Genomic DNA, 21829 nt, shown 5'->3' with positions numbered 1-21829 from the left:
ATTCTCTTGTTTTTTTTGCAACACTAAGATAAGTGAAAATTCTGACATGGCAAAATCCTGAGCAACTTTTTGTTGCTCAGGTACTTAAAAAGTTTAATTTATAATAGTGTTGCGGAATTAAGGTATTTTTGTCATCATAAGAATCTATAGGATGAAGCCTGATACGGAAAACATATATCAACGGAAAATTAATCAAGTAATTGATTATATCAATGCGAATTTGCATCTCCCTTTACGACTGGATATAATAGCCGGGCAGGTAAACGTGTCCGAGCGGCAGCTACTACGTATTATGAAAGGAGCCTTGAATGAGTCATTATATGCTTATGTGGCGAGGCAACGTGTAGAGCGAGCGATTCTATATATGCATACGGAAGATATGAGTCTGGCAGATCTAGCGAGTCGGGTAGGCTATGATAACCCCCAATCTTTCTCGAAAGCGTTCAAGAAACAATTCAGCGTATCTCCGAAAGCTTATATGGATAAGTTGCGAGCACGTCTGAGAGAAGAGACCGAGAAGTGGAGTAATGCTTCGGTCGGGAAGGAGATTATTCCATCAGGGATGTTCGGTACGATTCGTTTGCAGAAAGGAAAATATGCGGTTTATACCTTAAAAGGTAGTTATGCGGGATTACAAGAACTATATAATACTATAAATATAGATTTCAATTATACCAAACGGCATGGAATGGCGTTTGAGGAATATGTGAGTTATTCGGAAGAGGATGACGATACGCAAGTGACAAAGATTTATATACCAATAAAATAAATTAGTATGGAAACAAAATTTTGCCAAAGCTGCGGTATGCCGCTGCAAAAGAATGAGGAGTTAGGAACGAACCATGACGGAAGCAAGAATGAGGAATATTGTTGCTATTGTTATAAGGACGGGGCCTTTACGATGGACTGTACGATGGATCAGATGATCGATCATTGTGCCCAGTTTGTCGATGAGTTCAATAAAGATGCGGACTTTCATTATACGAAAGAGGAGGCCGTAGCGAATATGAAATTATTTTTCCCGACATTGAAGCGCTGGGCGGTACAATAAGCCTCTATAAAAAGCGTCTATCTGCGCTTCGGCCTGCTGGATTAATTTCACTGGAATGCGGGGCTTCTTCTCGAAAAAGTCCATTTCTATTTGAATGGTGTTTTTCTTAATGGAGCGGCTCCAATTACCTATTATCTTTCCGTTATATAAGATAACCGGGTAGAAGGTGCCGAATCGGTTGAACGCTTTTGGATGATGTTCTAGCGGCAATACGTCCGTGCGGTTTTTGTAACTGATCAAGTATTCATCGAAGGCGGGGAGGAGACGCAGTACAGGTTCGCTCTCATTTTTTCCTTTCCATGATTGGTGGATGAAATATTCACGGGAATCGAACGTCTCGGTCATTAACTCTGCCTTGATCAGATTGATAGCGAGCCTACACTCGGTAGCGGTTAGCCCGGACCACCAAACAAAATCCTGTAACTGGGCAGGGGAGTGGCTTTGAAAATATCTGGATGCCAATCTCGCCAGAGCCTCTTCCCTGCAAAGTTCACGAGTAGGAGGGACACGTTCGTCCAATAAGGCGTAAGTCGTTTTCTTTCCTTTATCGATCCCGCTACAGACGATGCCTTCCACCTCACCCCATGTAAGGAAAAGGTTTACGTGATCTATGGTGGGCAAAATCCCGGATTTTTGCAATTCCGCCGTTACTTCTTGTTTGGTCAGGCTTTTGTATCCTTCCAGTATCTTTCCGATCTGATCTAGGCATCTTGTGAACAGCGTTTTTTCTATCTTCCCGAAATGTCCCTTGGCGTACGACATAACGGCAGCCTTGATACGCTCGGAAGATAGCATAAGCATCCAACGGATATCCTCGGCGGCCACGAAATGCCAAGTAGGACGCATCACATGGGTACGTAGAATATCACCTTTGTACAAAGCCTCATTTACCTTTTCAAGGGAAGAGGATCTCAAGCGAATACCGATCGCCCATTTGGCCATCTCATACTCCTGCGCCTGGATAGCGCCCATCCAAGAGACCAACTCTTTCGGGGACTCGAATCGGGGTTGTTCCAATTGTTGGCTAGCTACTCGTATATGTGTTATCATAATATATGAATATAAACGCAAATGTACGAAATAAAGCGTTAAACATCCCATAATCTTGAAGATATACTCATTCTTTTTGTACCTTCACGCTAGAAACAATTAGTGAAATTTATGACGATAGCGTATTTAAATGTGGCTACAGACCGGCAACACTTGGATATTCAAAGGGAAGAGATCTCTTCTTTTGCCGCGGCCAAAGATATCCATGTGGATAAATGGGTCATGGAAGTATCCGGAGAGAAAGCGAAACAGCCGGGACCAAAGTTAAAACTTGTTCTCGAACGCTTGAAGAAAGGGGATGCCTTGATCGTATCGGATATTACCCGTTTGTGTCTTACCTTATATGAGTTGATGGGGATACTTACCGTTTGCATGGAGAAGGACGTGACGGTCTATTGTATAAACGACCGTTATATATTCGATGACCGGATGGATCGCCAATTGATGATTAATGTCTTCAAGCAAGTAGACGAGATTGATCACAGTCTGGTTTCCATACGTACAAAAGACGCCTTGGAACAGGTGAAAAGTACGGGAAAGCGGTTGGGACGTCCTAAAGGCTCGGAATCCAAGTTGTTCTTCTTAGACGCCCATAAGGGGGAGATCATGAACATGTTGGAGCGGGGAGAATCGGTAGGATCGATTTGCGAGCATTTCAACGTCTCTAAGAATACTTTTTATAAGTATAGGAAGAAATTCTTCAGATCGTAAGGATTGGTTTTAATACCAATCCTTTCGTTTCATATATAGCCAAGTCAATACTCCGGTAGCTATCATGACGGCCCAAGCTATGAAATAACCGTAACGCCAATCCAATTCCGGCATTATCTTGAAGTTCATACCCCATACGCCCACCAAGAATGTCAAAGGGATGAAAAGGGTGGAGACAATCGTCAGCCGTTTCATGATGGCGTTCATCCTAAGATCGTTATTGGATATATAAAGATCGACAAGGGAAGAGGTGATTTCCCGGCAGCTTTCCGTTGTTTGGATAACGAATTGGAGTTGGTCTTGCAGGTCATTATAGATCGGCAGGATATCCGGGGTGATAATCCCGTTCTCTGTTCGTAATAGTTTTGAGAATTGATCTTTCAGCGGTAGGCTATTCTTACGGATAATCATGTACTCATGGCGGTGTTGTTGGATTAGGGAACCCATATTACCCTGATCGTTCTTAGGATCGAGCAAGGTCTCTTCTATATCCTCTAGTATCTCTTCTACCTTTGAGGCGGATTCTACTAAATTCGCTATGATCGTGTTTAGAAGGAAAGCGAGCAGCAATCCACTGCCTTTTTTCCGGATGTTCAGCATGTTGGATAGTAGCGCTTTATGAGCGGCCTCGAATACGGGGTTGTTGCTTTCCGTAAAAGTGATAACCGTATTGTTCGCTACCAGTATACTGATGTGCTCAGACCGCATCTCGTTATTGACATCGTAATAGCAGGAGTTTAATACGATAAGCATTCGTCCTTTGTATTCCTCTACCTTGACCACGTGTTGGGGAGTCAAGATATCCTTAGCGTCCAGATTATGCAGTCCGAAATCTTTTACGATACGGGTAATGGCATCCGCATTGGTCAATCCGCTAACCTCGAACCAATTGATCTGATCCGGGTCGGATAGTTTGCTGAAAGAGGTGTCGGTTATCCGCACCTCTTTCGTATGCAAAGATTGTTCGTTGTATTGCGTGAGACGGATGCCGGTTGCTGTCTCATGTTCGCCGGCGTAATAATACTTGTCCGATAAATGCCGGTTGGATATATGTCTTCTCCTGTGTGTATATTCATTCCGTCTCATAATAAGGATCTCTTTTTAATCGAATTCAACAACGGTGATGCCGGCACCTCCGAACTGCACATGCTCGTCTTGAAAACGACGGACACCGGGAACCGTGTGCAGATAATCCCGGATTAGCTGACGTAAGATACCCGTACCGGTTCCATGCAAGATACGAACCTTGCCTGCCCCGACTTGAATGGCGTCGTCGATAAAATAGGTCACGCTTTGCAATGCCTCATCGCCCCTCATTCCTCTCACATCGATTTCTTGCTTAAAGTTTATCTTCTTCTCATGCATATTGTCAGTGGTCTGGGAGCTGACGAACGTGCTTTTCTGGATTTCCCGTTTGATCTGGCCTTTGCTTACCTTTTCCAACTGCTCCAGCTTAACCGTGCTTTTGATCATCCCGAATGCTACTACGGCCTGCTTTCCTTGTAGTTCCATAACGGTTCCGGCGGAAACCTGCCCTTTAAGGCGTACATTGTCACCGACCTCTATCACCTCTTTATTAAATATTGGCTGGGCCGTCACTTTTTGTTTCTGTTTCTTCCGTTCGTTCCGTTCCTTGAGCTTCGCCATCTTGCGTGCGATCTTATCGTCTTCTTCTTCGGTCGCCATTACGGAGTTCTTGAACTCTTCCAAGGCTTTGCGGGCCAGTTTGGTCTGTTCTTTTTCCGCTTGGGCCTCCTTGATCTCACGGACGGTATTCTCGATCTTGGCGTTAGCCTCCGCTAGAATACGTTGGGCCTCGGCCTTTGCCTCCCGGATGATCTCTTTCCGTTGCTTGTTTACGGCTTCCAAGTCTTGTTCATAACGAGAAGTGACATCTTCCAGTTTTTTCTCCTGCTGACGGATATTCTGCCGTTTGCTTTCCCAGTACCGTTTATCGCGTACGATATCTTGCAAGTATTTGTCCATATTGATATAATCCGCTCCGACGTTCGCGGAAGCGTCGGCTATTACGTCCTCGGGCAGACCGATCTTGCGTGCGATCTCTACGGCGAATGAGCTACCCGGATTTCCGATAGAAAGCTTGAACAAGGGCTGCATCAAATGGCGGTCGTACAACATGGCACCGTTTACGATACCCTCCGTATCCTCGGCGAAATGCTTCAAATTCTGGTAGTGGGTCGTGATTACCCCAAAGCTATGATTCCGGTTGAAGCGATCCAATAAAGCCTCGGCGATAGCGCCGCCAATCTGGGGTTCCGTACCGCTACCGAACTCATCGATTAGGATAATGGTCCGCTCGTTACAATTCTTCACGAAATACTTCATGTTGGTAAGGTGGGAACTGTAGGTACTCAAATCGTTCTCGATGCTTTGCTCATCGCCTATATCGATGAATATATGCTCGAAGATCCCGGTTCTTGATCGCTCATGCAAAGGAATCAATAAACCACATTGCAACATGTATTGAAGTAATCCGACCGTTTTCAGGCAAACGGATTTACCACCGGCGTTCGGACCGGATATGATCAAGATCCGTTTTCCCTCGGTCAGCTCGATATCGAGGGGAACTACCTGCTTGCCCTGTTTCTGTAAAGACAGGAATAAGAGCGGATGCACGGCACGTACCCAATCCATTTGTCGCTTATCCTCCACGATCGGCTTGATCGCCTTGACTTGCTCTGCGAATAACGCTTTCGCACGAATGAAGTCAATGTCGGCAAGAAACTCGTAAGATTGTAGGATATCCGGAGCTAAAGGACGGATCACGTTCGTGAATTCCGTCAGTATCTTAATGATTTCCCGGCGTTCTTCCCCTTCCAGTTCCCGGATGCGGTTATTCGCTTCCACGACCACCTCCGGCTCTATAAAGACCGTCTTGCCACTGGCGGACTCATCATGTACGATACCTTTTATCTTTCGTTTGAAGGCCGGGGCTACTGGGATCATCAAACGACCGTCGCGCATGGTCGGTGTCACGTCCTTATCGACAACCCCGTCCGATTGAGCCGCACGGAGGATGGATTGCAGGCTGCGGGATATACCGCTCATCGTGATCGTCATCTCCCTGCGGATTTGCGATAGGGTGGAGGAAGCACTGTCCTTGACCTTGCCGAATTTATCGAGGATGCTATCGATCTTTCCAATCAATTGGGGGAAGACAAAGATATCTCCCGCCAATTCAGTCAAGGCCGGATACTTGATTTCCTCATCGTCCATGGGCTTGAAGAAGCGTACGATGTCATTGATCGTTTGCAAGGAACGTTTGAGGTCGAACAACTCCCGTTCATCCAGCCAAGTACCTTCCGGCCGAATCCGTTTCAAGGAATAGCGCACGTCGAAGAAATAACTGGCGGGGAATTCCGTGTCTCCGTGTAGGATACGGATAAACTCATCGGTTTGTTCCAATCGCTTGGATACGACCTCGAAATCGGCGGAGAATCCCATCTCCGCTACCCGCTCTTCCCCGAGCGGGCTTAAACATTTTTCTGTGATTAAGTGACGGATCTTATCAAAGCCCGTCTTTTGTTCAAAATTTTGTGGATATATCACGTGTTTGTAAAATCTTTATTTGATCTCTACCGTCACTTCAGAGCGAATGGTAGGACGGATAATTACTTCTAATTTTGTCTTGCCACGCTTTATATTAAATGTACAGGCGTTGTTGCCGGACGGATTAATATAAGGGGCGAAATAGTATAAATAAGAGAACGCCGGCAAGTAATCGGAGCTTTGCGACGCATCCGCTATTTGGGGATATTTGAATACGTCCCAAAACATGCAATATTTGAAACCGTTCGCGTCCGTAAACATCGTCTTCGGATCACGATATTGCATCGTGTTCGTGATAAAGCGTTTGTAGGCGGATGAGAACTCCTCTGCCGAATGATCCATCTTATGGCGGCCGATCTTTTCTATAATGTCACGAGGACGGATGCCTGCCGCATAAGCGGGAGAGTTACGATCTACGTCAACCACTTGATCCAATTTATCGATATCGTAGCTGATCCCCGTATAATTATAGGTCTTCTTGCTCACCTTGAACGGTACGTTACGTCCGTATTTCGTGTATGGGTATTGCATACACATCAACGGGACATGCACCCGGGCGTATTCATCCAAACGATAAGAGTCTTCCAGCAACTCGTTCGCCTCACATTCCCAGAGTACACGTCCGGGGATATCTTTTTGATCGATGATACGGATACCGAATTGCAACAGATATTCGGCTTCCGCTTCGGCGGCGGCGTAATTCAAGAACGGGAATTTCTCCATCTTACTGTGCGAGAAGTTGTACCGGTAAGTCGGTTCTTTTTCTACCAATACTTTATTCGCTCCCAGATAGTTCGGGTTCTTATCGAAAAAATAGAAAGTCTGTATCAATAAATCCGGCTTCGCGATATCAACCGTAAGTCCTTTTTTGGTCAACTCGTTCTCGATGCATTCGTTGATGACCGTTTCCAGTTTACGGTTATTCTCGTCGATGGTCGAGAAGGCGAATGTCTTGAAGTTACCGAAATCTACGCCGTCGGATGTGACGGTAGTCTTGAACGGGCATATGAATTCTTGCTCATTGGTTGTCTCCAAGCTATACATCGCATAGGCGGACGCCAGCTGGTCTTCCGTGATGGCGTTACTTTTCTTGCAGTCCTTCTTTACCAATACTTGTTTAGAAGGAGAGGAAAGGTTGCTGATAGTCAATAGGACATCGTTTCTTCCGGCGGGATTCAGCAGTTGTGGGATCTCATCGACAGATATTTCCGTCACAGGTACACCGTTGATCTCCTCGATCACGTCGTATTTCTTAATACCTGCTTGCTCGGCGGATGAATAAGGGATGACGCTTTTAATGACCGGCTTGTTATTTCCCCAGTTCTTGCTCTGGCTGATATCGTATGTGAAGCCTAGTCGGCAGATGGATGTATTCCTGTTTTGGGCGGAAACCGTACAGACCGCCAATACTAATAGTAACGTTGATAAAATCACACTTCTCATCATATTCTGGAATTTTATTTACTCTAAAAATACCTGTTTCGTTTAAAACATAGGCAAAGGTAAAGATATTTTTGATGTGGTGGAATAGTTGGCAATATATTTGCTGCTATAATAGTGTATGAACTTGATATGGATGCTGTGTATATACTTTTTAAGGGTATTTATGTGGTACCGTATTTCGCTTACAATTAGTTAGTAATGAAAAAAATCAGATAGATTATGAGCAAGATGAATCCAAACGAGAAAAAAGAAAACGCTTCAAAAAACGAAAACGTGAATAATGAGGAAGCGACAAATTTGCAGGAAGAACAGTCAAATGCGGCAGATGAAACTGCCGGCTCTGACAATGTGTCGGGCGAGGTGGAAGCCTTGCAAAAGAAATATAACGAATTGAACGATTCCCACCTGCGCTTGATGGCGGAGTTTGACAATTACCGTAAACGTACGATGCGTGAGAAGGCCGATTTGATCAAGACTGGCGGCGAGGGTGCGTTAAAGAACCTTCTTCCTATTATCGACGATTTCGAGCGTGCTTTGCAGAATGTCCGCACGGCTGAGGATGTAGAGGCCGTTAAAGAAGGCGTGGACTTGATTTTCGGTAAGTTCATGGGCTATCTGTCTCAGCAAGGCGTAAAGCCGATCGAGGCCATAGGCAAGCCGTTCAACACGGAGGAGTTTGAGGCTATCGCTACGATTCCCGCTCCGGAACCGGACATGAAGGGCAAGGTATTGGATTGCGTACAAACTGGATATACCTTATTTGACAAGGTAATACGTCACGCTAAAGTAGTAGTGGGAGAATAATCGGAAAATCGGCAAATAACAAATACAAGGATGGCTAAAAGGGATTACTATGAAGTGCTGGGCGTTGAGAAGAATGCTTCGGCGGATGAGATAAAGAAAGCGTACCGTAAGAAGGCGATACAATTCCACCCGGATAAGAACCCGGGCGATAAGCAAGCGGAGGAGAACTTTAAGGAGGCGGCAGAGGCATACGACGTGTTGAGCGATCCGCAAAAGCGTCAGCGTTATGACCAATTCGGCCATGCGGGTGTCGGCGGGGCTTCACAAGGTGGCGGCTTCGGTGGTGGTATGTCCATGGAGGATATCTTCTCCCAGTTCGGCGACATCTTTGGTGGACATTTTGGCGGTTTTGGTGGCTTCGGTGGTTTCGGCGGTTCTCGTGGAGGACGCCGTGTGAACCGTGGATCGGATTTGCGTGTGAAGGTGAAGCTGAACCTGAAAGAGATCGCTAACGGCGTGGAAAAGAAGATCAAGGTGAAGAAGTATGTGCCTTGTTCGCATTGTCACGGTAGCGGGGCGGAAGGCTCGGAGGGTGTGAAGACGTGTGATACGTGTAAAGGTAGCGGTGTCGTTACCCGTATCGCCAACACGATCCTTGGGCAGATGCAGACGCAGACGACTTGTCCTACTTGTGGTGGCGAGGGCAAGATCGTTGTCAAGAAATGTACGGAGTGTAACGGTGAGGGCGTCGTTCGCGACGATGAGATTATCACGATCAATATCCCTGCCGGTGTAGCCGAGGGCATGCAGCTCTCCATGAATGGTAAAGGCAACGCCGCACGACATGGTGGAATCAACGGCGACTTATTGATCCTTATCGAGGAGGAACCGCATCCGGAGTTGATTCGTGATGAGAACGATCTGTTATACAACCTGCTATTGAGTGTTCCGCAAGCAGCCTTGGGAGCCACGGTAGAGGTCCCGACCATCGACGGAAAGGCGAAATTGAAGATCGAGCCGGGTACACAGCCGGGTAAGGTGCTTCGTTTGCGTAATAAAGGACTTCCTTCCATCAATAGTTATGGTACGGGCGATTTGTTGGTGAACGTGAGTGTATATATCCCCGAGACTTTGTCGTCTACGGAGAAAGAGACGCTGAACGGATTGGAGAATTCACCGAACTTCCAGCCTAATAAGACGATGAAAGAGAAAATCTTCAGTAAGTTTAAGCACTTCTTTGATTAACGAATAGGAAAGACTACTGTGTTCGTGTGAGAACACTATAGCATTCGTGGATAAACACAGTAGTGTTTGGAAATGAATACTATAGTGTTTATCGCCGGAATACGGTAGTCTTTTTTCATAAGTCCTAAAATGAGTATCCTATGAGAATATATACCCGTGGAGGAGATAAAGGAAAAACCGGCATACATGGCGGTGAGCGTGTCGATAAGGATGACATCCGTATTGAGGCGAATGGGACGTTGGATGAGTTGAACGCCGAGATCGGCATTGTCCGTACGTTGCTGCCTCCCGATCATGAATGGCAGGTGTTGCTGGGTAGGATACAGCGTGAGATGATGGCCGTGATGTCTCATGTGGCGACACCATCGGCGATCCGTGATAAGAATCCGAATCCGCTTCCCGATGATTTGGCCGTCTTTTGTGAGTCCCATATCGATGATCTATCCGCCCAGATGGAGGATAACGGGTATTTTATCCTTCCGGGAGGCACACCTGTTTCGGCGCACCTCCAATTGGCCCGTACGATCACCCGCAGGGCCGAACGCCGCTTGTGGACATTGAATCGGAAAGACCCGGTTCCTGCCGGGATCATGGCGTTCGTGAATCGTTTATCGGATCTGTTCTTTACGATGGCACGTTATGACATGTTTCGTCAAGGGAACGCTGAGGAACGTTGGCAATCCTTCCTGTATAAGCGGAAAAATAAATCCTAGAGGGCGATATCTTGCCATTTGCCTTTCACGAGCTCACGGGTGGACTTGAAGCCGGCTTGCTTCAGCAACTTGAAAGCCTCCTTGCGACCGTCGTTCACCAAATCCGGATAATGGCAATCGGAGTTCACCATGACAGGGATATTCATTTCCCGCATCCGTGATAGGTATTCCACACGGGGGTAAAGCTCTTTTTTCTTGGTCCAGTTCTTGGTGTTGACCTCTACCATCAATCCTTTCTCCTGAACCAGATCCAGACAAGCCTCAAAAGGCTTCCGATACCAATCCTCCTCAAAATTGAAGATCTCGTACTTCTGTCCGTTCATATAGATTTTGTCCATATGCCCGACGATATCGATGCCTCCGGCCTCTATCATTTTCATCGTGGTATCGAAGAAACGCTTGACAAGCAACCGGACATCTCCCTCGAAATGCCGCTCCACGGAGTGGGCGTATTCCCTGAATGAGCCGTCTATACAGACCATGTTCTCTTCGACCAGACGCTCTGATACGGGCAGGAAATGGATGGAACCGATCCGGTAGTCCAAAGGCAACTCTTGGAAATAGGGGATCGAGGCGTTATAGGTCTCGTCCAGATAATCAATCTCCAGACCGGCATATATTTCTAGTTGATCGCTGTATTTCTGTTTCAGTCGGTTTATCTCTTGCAGATACTCCGGCATATCGTCTTTAGACATATTCCAGAAGGTCTCGAACGGAAGCGGCGAGTGGGAGGAAAAACCGTACGCACGGAACCCGTGTGTTATGGCGAATCTCACGAAATCCTCCGGAATACTTCTTCCATCACAAAAAGTACAATGACTATGGTAGTTACTGAGTTGCATGATTGTTCTTAGTGATTAAAAAGCCACATCCAGATCATCTTGCCCGGATGTGGCCTTGTATGATGAATGAGAGAGGTGTTATTTGATAACGCCTAGCTCTTTTCCTACCTTGATAAACGCGGCGATAGCCTTGTCCAAATGCTCAGTCTCGTGGCCGGCGGACAATTGTACACGGATACGAGCTTGTCCCTTCGGTACTACCGGGTAATAAAAACCGGTTACGTAAATACCCTCTTCCTGCATCTTGGCGGCGAAATCTTGAGACAACTTAGCGTCGTACAACATAACAGCGCAGATAGCGGATTGAGTCGGCTTGATATCGAAACCGGCTGCCAGCATCTTGTCGCGGAAGTAACTTACGTTGTTCATTAATTTCGTATGTAAAGCGTCGCTCTCCTTCAACATCTTGAACATCTCCAAGCTTGCGCCTACGATGGCCGGAGCCACGGAGTTAGAGAACAAGTAGGGGCGAGAACGCTGACGTAACATATCGATAATCTCCTTCTTTCCGGTCGTGAAGCCACCCATGGCACCACCAAACGCCTTACCCAGCGTACCCGTGAAGATATCTACACGTCCGTAAACATCAAACTGCTCGGCTACGCCATGACCCGTCGGGCCTACGACACCGGCAGAGTGAGACTCGTCCACCATAACCAATGCGTCATATTTCTCGGCAAGCTCGCAAATCTTGTCCATCGGAGCGACATTGCCGTCCATGGAGAACACGCCGTCCGTGGCGATGATACGGTGACGTTGGGCCTGCGCCTCTTGTAGGCAACGCTCCAAGTCCGCCATATCGGCGTTAGCGTAGCGATAACGTTTAGCCTTGCATAAACGAACACCGTCGATGATAGAGGCGTGGTTCAAGGCATCCGAGATGATAGCGTCTTCCTCGCCGAACAATGGCTCGAACAAACCACCGTTAGCGTCGAAACATGCGGCGTAAAGGATCGTGTCCTCAGTCTTGAAATAGTCGGAGATGGCTGCTTCCAATTGCTTGTGCAAATCCTGCGTTCCACAGATGAAACGAACGGACGACATACCATAACCGTGTGTATCCATGGCTTCTTTCGCGGCCTTGATCAGTCGTTGGTTATCGGACAGGCCAAGATAGTTGTTGGCGCAGAAGTTCAAAACATCACTTCCGGCATTTACTTTGATGTCGGCTCTCTGCGGCGTAGTAATGATACGCTCGTTCTTGTATAAACCAGCGGCTTTGATGCCTTCAAGTTCATTTGTCAAGAATTCTTTAAGTTTTCCGTACATAAAAACTTCGTTTTTTATTAGTATTTAGATGTGAGTAGTAGCTTCGTTGTCAAAGCGACAGACAAAGGTCTGTTTTTTTTTTGAATTTTAATACTAAAAAAGAGAAGAAATTCATGTCTAAACTGTTTTATTCTCTATACCTTTGCCGACGGAAAAAAACTTAAATCTCATTAAACGCGATGAAGAATGTATTAGTAATTGGTTCTACCGGTCAGATCGGATCAGAGTTAACCATGAAATTAAGAAGTATCTACGGTGGGAACATAGTAGCGGGTTATATCCCGGGTGCGGAACCTAAAGGCGAGTTGTTAGAATCGGGACCTTCCGCTATCGTGGATATCACGAACGAGCAGCAGATCGCTGAGACGGTATCAAAATATAATATTGATACGATCTACAACTTGGCGGCTCTTTTGTCGGCTGTAGCAGAGGCTAAACCTCAGTTGGCGTGGAAGATCGGTATGGGGGGCTTGTTCAATGTGCTTGAGGTGGCCCGTGAGATGCACTGCGCCGTATTTACGCCGAGCTCTATTGGCGTTTTCGGTAACAATACCCCGAAAGACAAGACTCCTCAAGATACGATCCGTAATCCTCGTACGATGTACGGCGTGACGAAGGTATCCGGTGAGTTGTTAAGTGATTATTATAATATCCGTTTCGGCGTGGACACACGTTCGGTTCGGTTCCCCGGATTGATCTCTTACGTAACACCTCCGGGTGGTGGTACGACGGATTACGCTGTCGATATTTACTATTCGGCCGCTAAGGGCGAGAAATTCGTTTGCCCGATCGCAGCCGGTACTTTCATGGATATGATGTACATGCCGGACGGCTTGCGTGCCGCTATCGAGATTATGGAGGCGGATTCTACGAAGTTCGTTCATCGCAACTCTTTCAACATTGCGTCGATGAGTTTCGATCCGGAGATCATCTTTAATAATATCAAGAAATATATGCCGGACTTCCAAATGGAGTATGAGGTAGATCCTTTGCGTCAGGCTATAGCCGAGTCGTGGCCGAACTCCTTGGATGACACTTGCGCCCGCCAAGAGTGGGGCTGGAAGCCGGAGTATGATTTGGATGCCATGACAAAAGACATGTTAGCTAAATTGAAAGAACGTTTCAATAAATAAGAGTGATGTTGTAGCCATGATTGTTTGTGGATAGAGGGGCCGGGGTATCATCGGGGGGGATGATCCCCGGCCTTGTTTTTTAACGCTGCTATTTCAATAAATCCGGCCGGAGGCGTGCCGTACGCTCTTGTGCTTGTTGCAAGCGCCATTCTTCGATCTTGCGCTGGTGCCCGGATAATAGTACCTCGGGTACTTTCCAACCTTTGTAATCGGCGGGACGTGTATAAACAGGCGGGGCCAGTAAGTCATCTTGGAAGGAGTCGGAGAGGGCGCTTTGCTCGTCGCCGATCGCTCCCGGTATCAAGCGTACCACGGCGTCGGTTATGATAGCGGCGGCCAGCTCTCCTCCGGTAAGGACATAGTCTCCTACGGATATCTCTTTCGTTATCAAATGCTCACGGATACGATAGTCGATCCCTTTATAGTGCCCGCAGAGGATAATCATATTATTTAGTAAAGACATGCTGTTGGCCATGGGCTGGTTGAGTGTCTCGCCATCCGGGGAGGTATAGATTACCTCGTCATATTCCCGTTCGCTTTTCAACGCTGAGATCGCCCGGTCTATCGGTTCGATCTGCATCACCATTCCGGCCTCTCCTCCGAACGGATAATCATCCACCCGCCTCCATTTATTAGTGGTGTAATCCCGTAGGTTATGTAAATGAATCTCCGCTAATCCTTTATCTTGCGCCCTCTTGACGATAGAGCAATCAATCATCCCCTCGATCATCTCGGGAAGTACGGTAAGTATATCTATACGCATAAAAAATAGTTGTAACGTTAAAACCTCCCGCAAAGGTACATCTTTATTCTGACTCATCGTAAAGTGAGTCTCTATTATCTATGATTCGCGATAGAAAATTAAGAATGAATGAAACGCATGCGTTGGCGCAGTTAAGAGTTCGTAGAAGTTCATGAGGATATTTTTGTATCGTTTGAATTATTATTCGTACTTTTGTCCGTCAATTCGGCGGCTATCAATAGAGGCCGTCTCTTTAGAGAATAAATTTTATAGCGATGAATATATCTTACAATTGGCTGAAAGAGTATCTTGATTTCGATCTGGAGCCAGAAGAAGTTGCTGCGGCGCTTACCTCTATCGGTTTGGAAACCGGTGGAGTAGAGGAAGTTCAAACCATTAAGGGCGGACTTGAGGGACTGGTTATCGGTGAAGTGTTAACTTGTGAGGAACACCCGAATTCTGACCATTTACATATTACGACCGTAAATGTAGGTGGCGAGGCTCCTTTACAAATCGTATGCGGTGCCCCGAACGTGGCTGCCGGACAGAAAGTGGTCGTAGCCGTGAACGGCACGAAACTGTACGACGGTGACGAATGCTTTACCATCAAGAGATCCAAGATCCGTGGCGTTGAGTCCAACGGTATGATTTGCGCCGAGGACGAGATCGGTATCGGTACCGACCATAACGGTATTATCGTACTTCCCGCCGATGCTGTTGTAGGTACGTTAGCTAAAGATTATTATAATGTAAAGAGCGACTACGTGCTGGAGGTGGATATCACCCCGAACCGTGTAGACGCTACTTCCCATTTCGGTGTCGCCCGTGACTTGGCCGCTTATTTGAAGCAAAACGGCAAGCCCGCCGAATTGAGACGTCCTTCGGTAGACGCTTTCAAGATCGATGACGAGACACCGGGTGTAGAGGTCGTGGTAGAGAATACGGAGGCTTGTCCCCGTTATTCCGGTGTTACGATCAAGGGCGTTACGGTGAAGGAGAGCCCGGAGTGGTTACAAAACCGTTTGCGTGTGATCGGCCTTCGTCCCATCAATAACGTAGTGGATATAACGAACTTTATCCTGCATGAGTTAGGGCAGCCTTTACACTCTTTTGATGCGGGTAAGATCAAAGGAAATAAAGTGATTGTCAAGGCGGCCGAGGCTGGTACGAAATTCGTTACGTTGGATGGCGTGGAGCGTACGTTGACCGATCGTGACTTGATGATTTGTAACGTCGAGGAACCGATGTGTATCGGTGGCGTGTTCGGCGGTTTGGATTCCGGCGTGACGGAGGAGACTACCGACGTATTCTTGGAATCCGCTTGTTTCCATCCGACGTGGATTCGCAAGACCGCCCGTCGTTTTGGCTTGAATACGGACGCTTCTTTCCGCTTCGAGCGTGGTTTGGATCCGAACAATACGATGTATGTATTGAAACGTGCCGCCTTGTTGATACAAGAGTTGGCGGGAGGTAAGATCACGGGTGCTGTACAGGATGTTTATCCTGCCGTGGCGGAACCGTATACGGTTGAGGTGACTTACGAGAAGATCAATACGTTGATCGGTAAGGATATTCCGGTAGAAACCGTGAAAAGTATCTTGGCAAGCCTTGAGATGGAGATCGTATCCGAGACTGCCGAGGGCTTGACTTTGCATGTTCCCGTATATCGTATCGATGTGCAGCGTGATGTAGACGTGATCGAGGACATTCTTCGTATCTACGGATATAATAACGTGGAGTTCAGCGATAACGTGAAGTCCAATTTAAGTTACCAGACTCCTACGGATCGTAGCTGGAAATTGCAGAACTTGATCTCGGAGCAACTTTGCGGTTGTGGTTTCAACGAGATCATGAACAATTCCTTGACACGCTCCGCTTATTATACGGATCTGTCTGTTTATCCGGAAGCGCATTGTGTCATGTTGATGAACCCGTTAAGCGCTGATTTGAACTGCATGCGTCAGACCTTGTTGTTCGGAGGCTTGGAGAGCATCGAGCATAACATGAAGCGTAAGAATGGCAATGTCCGTTTCTATGAGTTCGGTAATTGCTATGATTATAATATCGATAACAAGAAGGAAGATGAGACCTTGGCGCAGTTCAGCGAGGATTACCGTCTAGGCATCTGGGTAGCCGGCAACCGGGTGGAGAACAACTGGGCGCATCCTGACGAGAAATCTTCCGTTTATGAGTTGAAGGCTTACGTAGAGAATATCTTAGCCCGCTTGGGCGTGGATATGAAACGGGTTATTTTCGGTAACTTGACGAATGATATCTATTCTTCGGGCCTAAGCATCACGACCGGTTCCGGACGTCAATTGGGTACGATGGGTATCGTAAGCAAGAAACTTCGTAAGATGCTGGATATCGATATGGAGGTTTATTACGCTGAGTTGTCGTGGACCCAATTGATGAAGGAGATCAAGAAGGCGAAAGTAACCTTCTCCGAGATTTCCAAGTTCCCGGCCGTTAAACGTGACTTGGCGTTGTTGCTTGATAAGAGCGTACAGTTTAGCGAGGTCGAGAAAATCGCTAAGGATAGCGATCGCAAGCTATTGAAGGAAGTATCTCTGTTTGACGTTTACGAGGGCAAGAACCTTCCGGCGGGCAAGAAGTCGTATGCCGTAAGCTTCTTCATGCAAGATGAGAGCAAGACTTTGAACGATAAGCAGATCGACGCTATCATGAAGAAGATCCAGACGAATCTGGAACAAAAGCTAGGTGCTCAATTGAGATAAGAATTTAATTACATAAAATAAAGATAAACTGATAAACATATGGGAAGAGCGTTTGAGTTTCGTAAAGCGAGAAAGTTTAAGCGTTGGGGCAATATGGCCCGTGTATTCACGAAGTTAGGTAAGGAAATCACGATCGCGGCAAAACAAGGTGGGCCGGAGCCCGAGAATAATCCTCGTTTACGTGTGTTGATGCAGAACGCCAAAAAGGAGAATATGCCGAAGGAGAACGTGGAGCGTGCCATTAAACGTGCCGTATCCAAGGATTTCACGGATTATAAGGAGATGAACTATGAGGGATATGGTCCTTTCGGTATCGCTATCTTCGTTGAGACCGCTACGGATAATACGACTCGTACGGTAGCCAACGTTCGTAGTTATTTCAATAAGAACGGTGGTTCTCTGGGAACATCCGGTAGCTTGGAGTTCTTGTTCGATCATAAATGCGTATTCCATATCGCTAAAAAAGAGGATCTTTCTTTAGAAGACCTAGAGTTGGAGTTGATCGACTTCGGTGTAGATGAGGTTGAGGAAGACGAGGACGAGGTTGTTCTTTATGGTGAGTTCGCGCAGAATTCGGCGATCCAGAAATATTTGGAGGAGAATGGTTTCGAGATCTTGAGTAGTGAGTTCGTACGTATTCCGAACGATTTGAAGGAGGTTACTCCGGAACAGCGTGAGTCTATCGAGAAGATTATCGAGAAATTAGAGGAAGACGAAGACGTTCAAAACGTATTCCATAATATGAAGGAAGACGATTCTGAGGAGGAATAACGTACGCTTATACGTAAAATAGTATACTTTATCCGTAAAAAAGCGACATCGAGGCAAATTCGATGTCGCTTTTTCTTTTTTACAACGAATGTTTCATGTTTTTTATTTATTTTTGTGAGTCTAGGGTGAATAACAATTTAACTTATATGGTGAAAATGAAAAGACTATTTCTTCTTTGTGCGTTCGTGAGCATGTTTGCGACGTGTAATTTTATCTCAGCTCAAAAGGAGTTAGGGATTTTCAATTCTGTTTCGGCAGGAGTGGGTGTTGGTTTGACGGGTGTAGATGTGGAGGTCGCTACTCCTATTACGCCTTATCTGGCGTTGAGAGGTGGTCTTACCTTTATGCCGGGTTTCAGCATTAATACGGACGTGGATGTAGATGTTAACGATCCGCGAGCGGGTGTGTATAATGATACATACTCCATGGATGTCAAAGGTAGCTTGAAACGTACTTCCGGACAGTTGTTGGTGAATGTTTACCCGTTTCCTCACGCTTCTTCGTTCTTCGTTGCGGCCGGCGCCTATTTCGGTGGTTCTTCCTTGGTGAAGATAGAAGGGCATAGTGATAAGCTGAAAGACCTGATCGCCCAAGGAGAAAGTGCGGGCATAGTTATCGGTGATTATACGATTCCGGTGGATAATAACGGTAATGTATCCGGTGGATTGAAAGTGTCCGGTTTTCGTCCTTATCTAGGTCTTGGATTCGGTCGTGCGGTTCCTAAGAAACGGGTTGGCGTGATGTTTGAGCTGGGTGTGCAATTCCATGGCAAACCGGAGGTGTATACGGATTCAGGGGATGTAAAGGACTTGTTGAATGAGATAGACGAGGATGATACCTTTACGAAGATCATGGACAAGCTAACGGTTTATCCGGTCATGAAGATTCGTATTTGCGGAAGAATATTTTGATTGTCAAAGATAGTATAAGCTAAGAGTGGCGTTAATAATACGATGCCACTCTTTTTTTATGGCTAAACTTTCATTTATTTTGTTTATTTTTGCGCGCTGTTAGGGTCATAATTTTGATAAAAATAACTTTATATGAAAAACAAACATTTAGTGATGCTATTGCTATCATCTTGCTGTTTAGCGGCATGTGTGGATAGTAAGTATGATTTAAGCGATGTCAATACGGACGATGCGGTAATGGGTGAGTCTTGGGTAGCTCCCCTCGGTACGGGTTATGTAACGTCGGATGACGTTGTGAATGTAGAGAAAGTCCCTTCCATTCGGGAAGTCGACGGGGCTTACATCATGATCTATGATGGAGAGATGAAGATTAAGGGGAAAAGCTTACGGGCCGCCTCTGATAAAGTGGAGATCGCCTCGGAAGATATAACGACTGGGGATATCGATGGTTTGTTTGATGGCGATTTCGTTTTGGCGTTAACGAATCCCCATATTACATTAAAGTCGAATGTAAAGAATGCCTCTTTGGATTGTAGCTTGTCTATCGAGGCTGAGAACGCAAGTAAAAAGGAGGCTACTTCCTCTGATTTTACCTTGTCAACGGTGTCTCCTAATATTTGGATCGGCCCTCTTGATCCGAAGACGGATGCTTTTAAGTTTGTCAAGAACGAGAAGTTACCGGGAATCGTACAGATTGTTCCTCAAAAAATACATTTGTCTTTGTCCGCTGATAGCAAACAATGGGCGAACGCTCCTATGGATGCCTTGAGCGAGTTACGCTATGCGGTAGAGCTTCCGTTGACTCCGGCACCGGAATTTAGCGCCGTATCCGTCGAGCGGATCGAGGACGCTTTTGATGAGGATTTCGTAGACTATATTTTCTCGGACGGAAGCGCGAAGATCTATGGAGAGGTTACGAACGAGATGCCGTTCGATATGTCTATCGAGATGGTGATCATGGATGAGAACAATGTACCGGTAGATATCCAATTCCCGGCGCAAGAGGTAAAAGGACAATCCGGAGAGGTTGTCTTCGAGATCACGAAGGAGGATATGCCGAAAATGAAGGACGCACGTCATATAGACCTGAATTTACATTTAACGGGTAGAGATCAAAGCGAGGCTTTGAAGAAAGGCCAGAAAACTACCTTCAACTTGAAACTCAAGAAAGAAGGCGGAATTTCTATTTGATCCCAGTACTAACCATTTAAATTACGAAAAAGAAAGATGAATACTATATATAATATGTATAAGAGAGGTCTGTGCGCTTTATGTTTATTGACCACTGTGGGGATGTCGGTATCCGCCCAGCAAATACGAACTTCTTACTTCATGCAATCCTCTACGGTACGCACGACGATGAATCCGGCGTATCGTCCCGAGAGAGGCTATGTCTCCATTCCGGTATTAGGCGCGGTTGGCGCTTCGTATGGTACGAACGGAATAGCTGTGGATAATTTTATTTATCCGAAGAATGGTGAGACCGTTACGTTCATGGATAACTCCGTGAATACCGAGTCTTTCCTGAATGGCTTGAAGGACGAGAATCAGGTAAACATGGATTTTGGTACGCAGGTTCTATCCGGTGGCTGGTACGCCGGCAAGGGATTCTGGACGGTTGATGTTTCTATCAAGGGATTGGCGAATATTCGTGCTCCGAAGACATTGTTCGAGTTCATGAAAAAGGGTAATGGATCTCAGAGCACGTATGATATCCGTAATATCAGGGCGTATGCCGAGGCTTATTTGGAGACAGGTGTAGGATATTCTCGTCCTATCACGGATAAGTTGACAGTCGGAGGTAAGGTTAAATTGTTATGGGGCGTAGGTTCTATGGACGCTACGATCGATCAGATGCATGCTGAGATGGGAGAGACTAGCTGGAAAGTTACCTCTACCGGTACCTTGCAGACGAATATGAAAGGCTTGGTTCCGGAAATGGAAGTAGACGAGCAAGGCCGTGATTATTATAATAGCTTTGATTTCGATTCTCCGGGTCTTAGCGGTTTCGGTATGGGAGTGGACTTGGGTGCTACGTACCAATTGACCGAGAATATCATGTTATCCGCCGCTGTCCTTGATTTAGGTTTTATCAGCTGGAGCAAGGGAGGTAGCACGCTAGGTAAGTTGGATGGAACTTTCGACTTTAACGGCTTTGATCTGGCTATTGGCGAGAATAACGGTGATATACCGAGCATGGGCGATCAGTTTGACGCTATCAAGGAAGATTTCGAGAACTTGCTTCATTTCAAGAAAGAGGGTGAGTCCGGAAGCACTACCCGTCTTCGTTCGACAATCAATATCGGTGGCGAGTACCGTTTGCTGGAAAACAAGTTAGGTATCGGTTTATTGTCGAGCACTCGTCTTTATTCCCCGAAAGCCTATACGGAACTGACATTGTCCGGTAATTACCGTCCGGTGAAATGGTTTGAGGCTACGCTGAGCTACTCATTTATCCATAGTAAGTTCAAGACGTATGGTATCGCCTTGAATTTCTCACCGTCTTGGATCAATTTCTTTATCGGATCGGATTATATGTTGACAAAGGTAACTCCACAATGCTTACCGGTCAGCGGTAACGCCATGAATCTTTACATGGGAGTAAGTGTTCCTTTGAAATCATTCGCTAATTAATAGGGGATACTCAGAATAGAGTCTGTATCATAAAGGAAAAGGCTGTCCGGGTTATATACCCAGACAGTCTTTTCTTTTTTATTAGGCTCGTTTTATTAGGTTTTTTATCTTTGTGGACTGATTGAAAGGAAGAAATTGGATATCCTCAAATCCGCAACTAAGCTCTTCAGCGTCCTTCTTGCGTCTAAACGTCCTCTCATCACTGAATTAGCAGATAAATTGAGGCTGAAATACCCACTTCTGCCCACAATATCCCCTTGCC

The 21829-nt window shown here is 46.2% G+C and carries 19 protein-coding genes; 12 read left to right on the top strand and 7 right to left on the bottom strand.

Annotated elements, in window-relative coordinates; translation table 11 throughout:
- Nucleotides 1–151 precede the first annotated feature (151 nt).
- Nucleotides 152–769 carry a helix-turn-helix domain-containing protein gene (locus tag NBH16_RS21720; protein ID WP_250789059.1) on the top strand — a complete coding sequence of 206 codons (618 nt, stop codon included), beginning with the start codon at nucleotides 152–154 and terminating at the stop codon, nucleotides 767–769.
- Nucleotides 770–775: 6 nt separating this feature from the next.
- Complete coding sequence (locus tag NBH16_RS21715) at nucleotides 776–1051, top strand: zinc ribbon domain-containing protein (protein ID WP_048927351.1); 276 nt, start codon at nucleotides 776–778, stop codon at nucleotides 1049–1051.
- Here NBH16_RS21715 and NBH16_RS21710 read toward each other — a convergent pair.
- The gene (locus NBH16_RS21710) at nucleotides 1013–2101 is read right to left on the bottom strand and encodes a winged helix DNA-binding domain-containing protein (RefSeq protein ID WP_048927483.1); all 1089 of its coding nucleotides are present in this window, start codon (nucleotides 2099–2101) and stop codon (nucleotides 1013–1015) included. The two genes, NBH16_RS21715 and NBH16_RS21710, sit on opposite strands and share 39 nt — an antisense overlap.
- 111 nt (nucleotides 2102–2212) lie before the next feature.
- Here NBH16_RS21710 and NBH16_RS21705 point away from each other — a divergent pair, with 111 nt between their 5' ends.
- Nucleotides 2213–2812 (top strand): recombinase family protein, encoded by a 600-nt coding sequence (locus tag NBH16_RS21705; protein ID WP_005856646.1) that lies wholly within the window; start codon nucleotides 2213–2215, stop codon nucleotides 2810–2812.
- A 9-nt stretch (nucleotides 2813–2821) separates the two neighbouring features.
- Here NBH16_RS21705 and corA read toward each other — a convergent pair whose 3' ends face one another.
- Genes corA through NBH16_RS21690 form a run of 3 tightly spaced genes read right to left on the bottom strand, consistent with a single transcriptional unit; the run spans nucleotide 2822 to nucleotide 7828 of the window.
- Complete coding sequence (gene corA, locus NBH16_RS21700; protein WP_008772072.1) at nucleotides 2822–3898, bottom strand: magnesium/cobalt transporter CorA; 1077 nt, start codon at nucleotides 3896–3898, stop codon at nucleotides 2822–2824.
- A 15-nt stretch (nucleotides 3899–3913) separates the two neighbouring features.
- Nucleotides 3914–6382, bottom strand: coding sequence for an endonuclease MutS2 (locus NBH16_RS21695; RefSeq protein WP_250789058.1), 2469 nt, complete (start codon nucleotides 6380–6382; stop codon nucleotides 3914–3916).
- Between the two features lie 15 nt (nucleotides 6383–6397).
- Nucleotides 6398–7828 carry a DUF4136 domain-containing protein gene (locus NBH16_RS21690; RefSeq protein ID WP_121960930.1) on the bottom strand — a complete coding sequence of 477 codons (1431 nt, stop codon included), beginning with the start codon at nucleotides 7826–7828 and terminating at the stop codon, nucleotides 6398–6400.
- Between the two features lie 216 nt (nucleotides 7829–8044).
- On the opposite strand from NBH16_RS21690, the gene NBH16_RS21685 reads away from it, so the two are divergent.
- From NBH16_RS21685 to NBH16_RS21675, 3 genes are all read left to right on the top strand, one after another.
- Entirely contained in the window at nucleotides 8045–8629 is a 585-nt protein-coding gene (locus tag NBH16_RS21685; RefSeq protein ID WP_005862085.1) for a nucleotide exchange factor GrpE, read from the top strand.
- Nucleotides 8630–8659: 30 nt separating this feature from the next.
- Complete coding sequence (gene dnaJ, locus NBH16_RS21680) at nucleotides 8660–9814, top strand: molecular chaperone DnaJ (protein ID WP_005856657.1); 1155 nt, start codon at nucleotides 8660–8662, stop codon at nucleotides 9812–9814.
- A 140-nt stretch (nucleotides 9815–9954) separates the two neighbouring features.
- Nucleotides 9955–10527, top strand: a complete 573-nt coding sequence (locus NBH16_RS21675; RefSeq protein WP_008780537.1) for a cob(I)yrinic acid a,c-diamide adenosyltransferase — start codon at nucleotides 9955–9957, stop codon at nucleotides 10525–10527.
- Here NBH16_RS21675 and NBH16_RS21670 read toward each other — a convergent pair.
- Both NBH16_RS21670 and kbl read right to left on the bottom strand, forming a co-directional pair.
- A complete protein-coding gene (locus tag NBH16_RS21670) occupies nucleotides 10524–11369 on the bottom strand; it encodes a histidinol-phosphatase (RefSeq protein WP_005862089.1) in 846 nt (281 codons plus the stop codon). The genes NBH16_RS21675 and NBH16_RS21670 overlap by 4 nt on opposite strands.
- A 78-nt stretch (nucleotides 11370–11447) precedes the next feature.
- Nucleotides 11448–12638 carry a glycine C-acetyltransferase gene (kbl, locus tag NBH16_RS21665; RefSeq protein WP_005856664.1) on the bottom strand — a complete coding sequence of 397 codons (1191 nt, stop codon included), beginning with the start codon at nucleotides 12636–12638 and terminating at the stop codon, nucleotides 11448–11450.
- Nucleotides 12639–12817: 179 nt separating this feature from the next.
- On the opposite strand from kbl, the gene NBH16_RS21660 reads away from it, so the two are divergent.
- Nucleotides 12818–13771 (top strand): NAD-dependent epimerase/dehydratase family protein, encoded by a 954-nt coding sequence (locus tag NBH16_RS21660; protein ID WP_005862091.1) that lies wholly within the window; start codon nucleotides 12818–12820, stop codon nucleotides 13769–13771.
- Nucleotides 13772–13859: 88 nt separating this feature from the next.
- Here NBH16_RS21660 and trmD read toward each other — a convergent pair whose 3' ends face one another.
- Nucleotides 13860–14534, bottom strand: coding sequence for a tRNA (guanosine(37)-N1)-methyltransferase TrmD (trmD, locus tag NBH16_RS21655; RefSeq protein WP_250789057.1), 675 nt, complete (start codon nucleotides 14532–14534; stop codon nucleotides 13860–13862).
- A gap of 254 nt (nucleotides 14535–14788) precedes the next feature.
- On the opposite strand from trmD, the gene pheT reads away from it, so the two are divergent.
- The 5 genes from pheT (at nucleotide 14789) to NBH16_RS21630 (ending at nucleotide 21567) form a co-directional block, all read left to right on the top strand.
- Nucleotides 14789–17251: a phenylalanine--tRNA ligase subunit beta gene (pheT, locus tag NBH16_RS21650; protein WP_122369461.1), complete on the top strand. Its 2463-nt coding sequence runs from the start codon at nucleotides 14789–14791 to the stop codon at nucleotides 17249–17251.
- Between the two features lie 39 nt (nucleotides 17252–17290).
- Entirely contained in the window at nucleotides 17291–18022 is a 732-nt protein-coding gene (locus NBH16_RS21645) for a YebC/PmpR family DNA-binding transcriptional regulator (protein WP_005856672.1), read from the top strand.
- Nucleotides 18023–18168: 146 nt separating this feature from the next.
- Nucleotides 18169–18933: a hypothetical protein gene (locus NBH16_RS21640; protein ID WP_005856675.1), complete on the top strand. Its 765-nt coding sequence runs from the start codon at nucleotides 18169–18171 to the stop codon at nucleotides 18931–18933.
- A 132-nt stretch (nucleotides 18934–19065) separates the two neighbouring features.
- Nucleotides 19066–20124, top strand: a complete 1059-nt coding sequence (locus NBH16_RS21635) for a DUF4621 domain-containing protein (RefSeq protein ID WP_250789056.1) — start codon at nucleotides 19066–19068, stop codon at nucleotides 20122–20124.
- Nucleotides 20125–20160: 36 nt separating this feature from the next.
- Nucleotides 20161–21567, top strand: a complete 1407-nt coding sequence (locus NBH16_RS21630) for a DUF5723 family protein (protein ID WP_008780539.1) — start codon at nucleotides 20161–20163, stop codon at nucleotides 21565–21567.
- Nucleotides 21568–21829 lie beyond the last annotated feature (262 nt).

The organism is Parabacteroides sp. Y3-G-102, assembly GCF_023656845.1.
GTDB classification, from domain to species: domain Bacteria; phylum Bacteroidota; class Bacteroidia; order Bacteroidales; family Tannerellaceae; genus Parabacteroides; species Parabacteroides distasonis.
This window is presented reverse-complemented; position numbering and strand designations above follow the sequence as displayed.

Bases quoted from the DNA above. Each gene is read 5' to 3' on its own strand.
- NBH16_RS21645 (WP_005856672.1), top strand. From the start codon at position 17,291: ATGGGAAGAGCGTTTGAGTTTCGTAAAGCGAGAAAGTTTAAGCGTTGG.
- pheT (WP_122369461.1), top strand. From the start codon at position 14,789: ATGAATATATCTTACAATTGGCTGAAAGAGTATCTTGATTTCGATCTG.
- NBH16_RS21670 (WP_005862089.1), bottom strand. From the start codon at position 11,369: ATGCAACTCAGTAACTACCATAGTCATTGTACTTTTTGTGATGGAAGA.
- corA (WP_008772072.1), bottom strand. From the start codon at position 3,898: ATGAGACGGAATGAATATACACACAGGAGAAGACATATATCCAACCGG.
- NBH16_RS21685 (WP_005862085.1), top strand. From the start codon at position 8,045: ATGAGCAAGATGAATCCAAACGAGAAAAAAGAAAACGCTTCAAAAAAC.
- dnaJ (WP_005856657.1), top strand. From the start codon at position 8,660: ATGGCTAAAAGGGATTACTATGAAGTGCTGGGCGTTGAGAAGAATGCT.
- NBH16_RS21720 (WP_250789059.1), top strand. From the start codon at position 152: ATGAAGCCTGATACGGAAAACATATATCAACGGAAAATTAATCAAGTA.
- NBH16_RS21715 (WP_048927351.1), top strand. From the start codon at position 776: ATGGAAACAAAATTTTGCCAAAGCTGCGGTATGCCGCTGCAAAAGAAT.
- NBH16_RS21690 (WP_121960930.1), bottom strand. From the start codon at position 7,828: ATGATGAGAAGTGTGATTTTATCAACGTTACTATTAGTATTGGCGGTC.
- NBH16_RS21710 (WP_048927483.1), bottom strand. From the start codon at position 2,101: ATGATAACACATATACGAGTAGCTAGCCAACAATTGGAACAACCCCGA.
- NBH16_RS21675 (WP_008780537.1), top strand. From the start codon at position 9,955: ATGAGAATATATACCCGTGGAGGAGATAAAGGAAAAACCGGCATACAT.
- NBH16_RS21660 (WP_005862091.1), top strand. From the start codon at position 12,818: ATGAAGAATGTATTAGTAATTGGTTCTACCGGTCAGATCGGATCAGAG.
- NBH16_RS21640 (WP_005856675.1), top strand. From the start codon at position 18,169: ATGGTGAAAATGAAAAGACTATTTCTTCTTTGTGCGTTCGTGAGCATG.
- NBH16_RS21635 (WP_250789056.1), top strand. From the start codon at position 19,066: ATGAAAAACAAACATTTAGTGATGCTATTGCTATCATCTTGCTGTTTA.
- NBH16_RS21630 (WP_008780539.1), top strand. From the start codon at position 20,161: ATGAATACTATATATAATATGTATAAGAGAGGTCTGTGCGCTTTATGT.
- trmD (WP_250789057.1), bottom strand. From the start codon at position 14,534: ATGCGTATAGATATACTTACCGTACTTCCCGAGATGATCGAGGGGATG.
- kbl (WP_005856664.1), bottom strand. From the start codon at position 12,638: ATGTACGGAAAACTTAAAGAATTCTTGACAAATGAACTTGAAGGCATC.
- NBH16_RS21705 (WP_005856646.1), top strand. From the start codon at position 2,213: ATGACGATAGCGTATTTAAATGTGGCTACAGACCGGCAACACTTGGAT.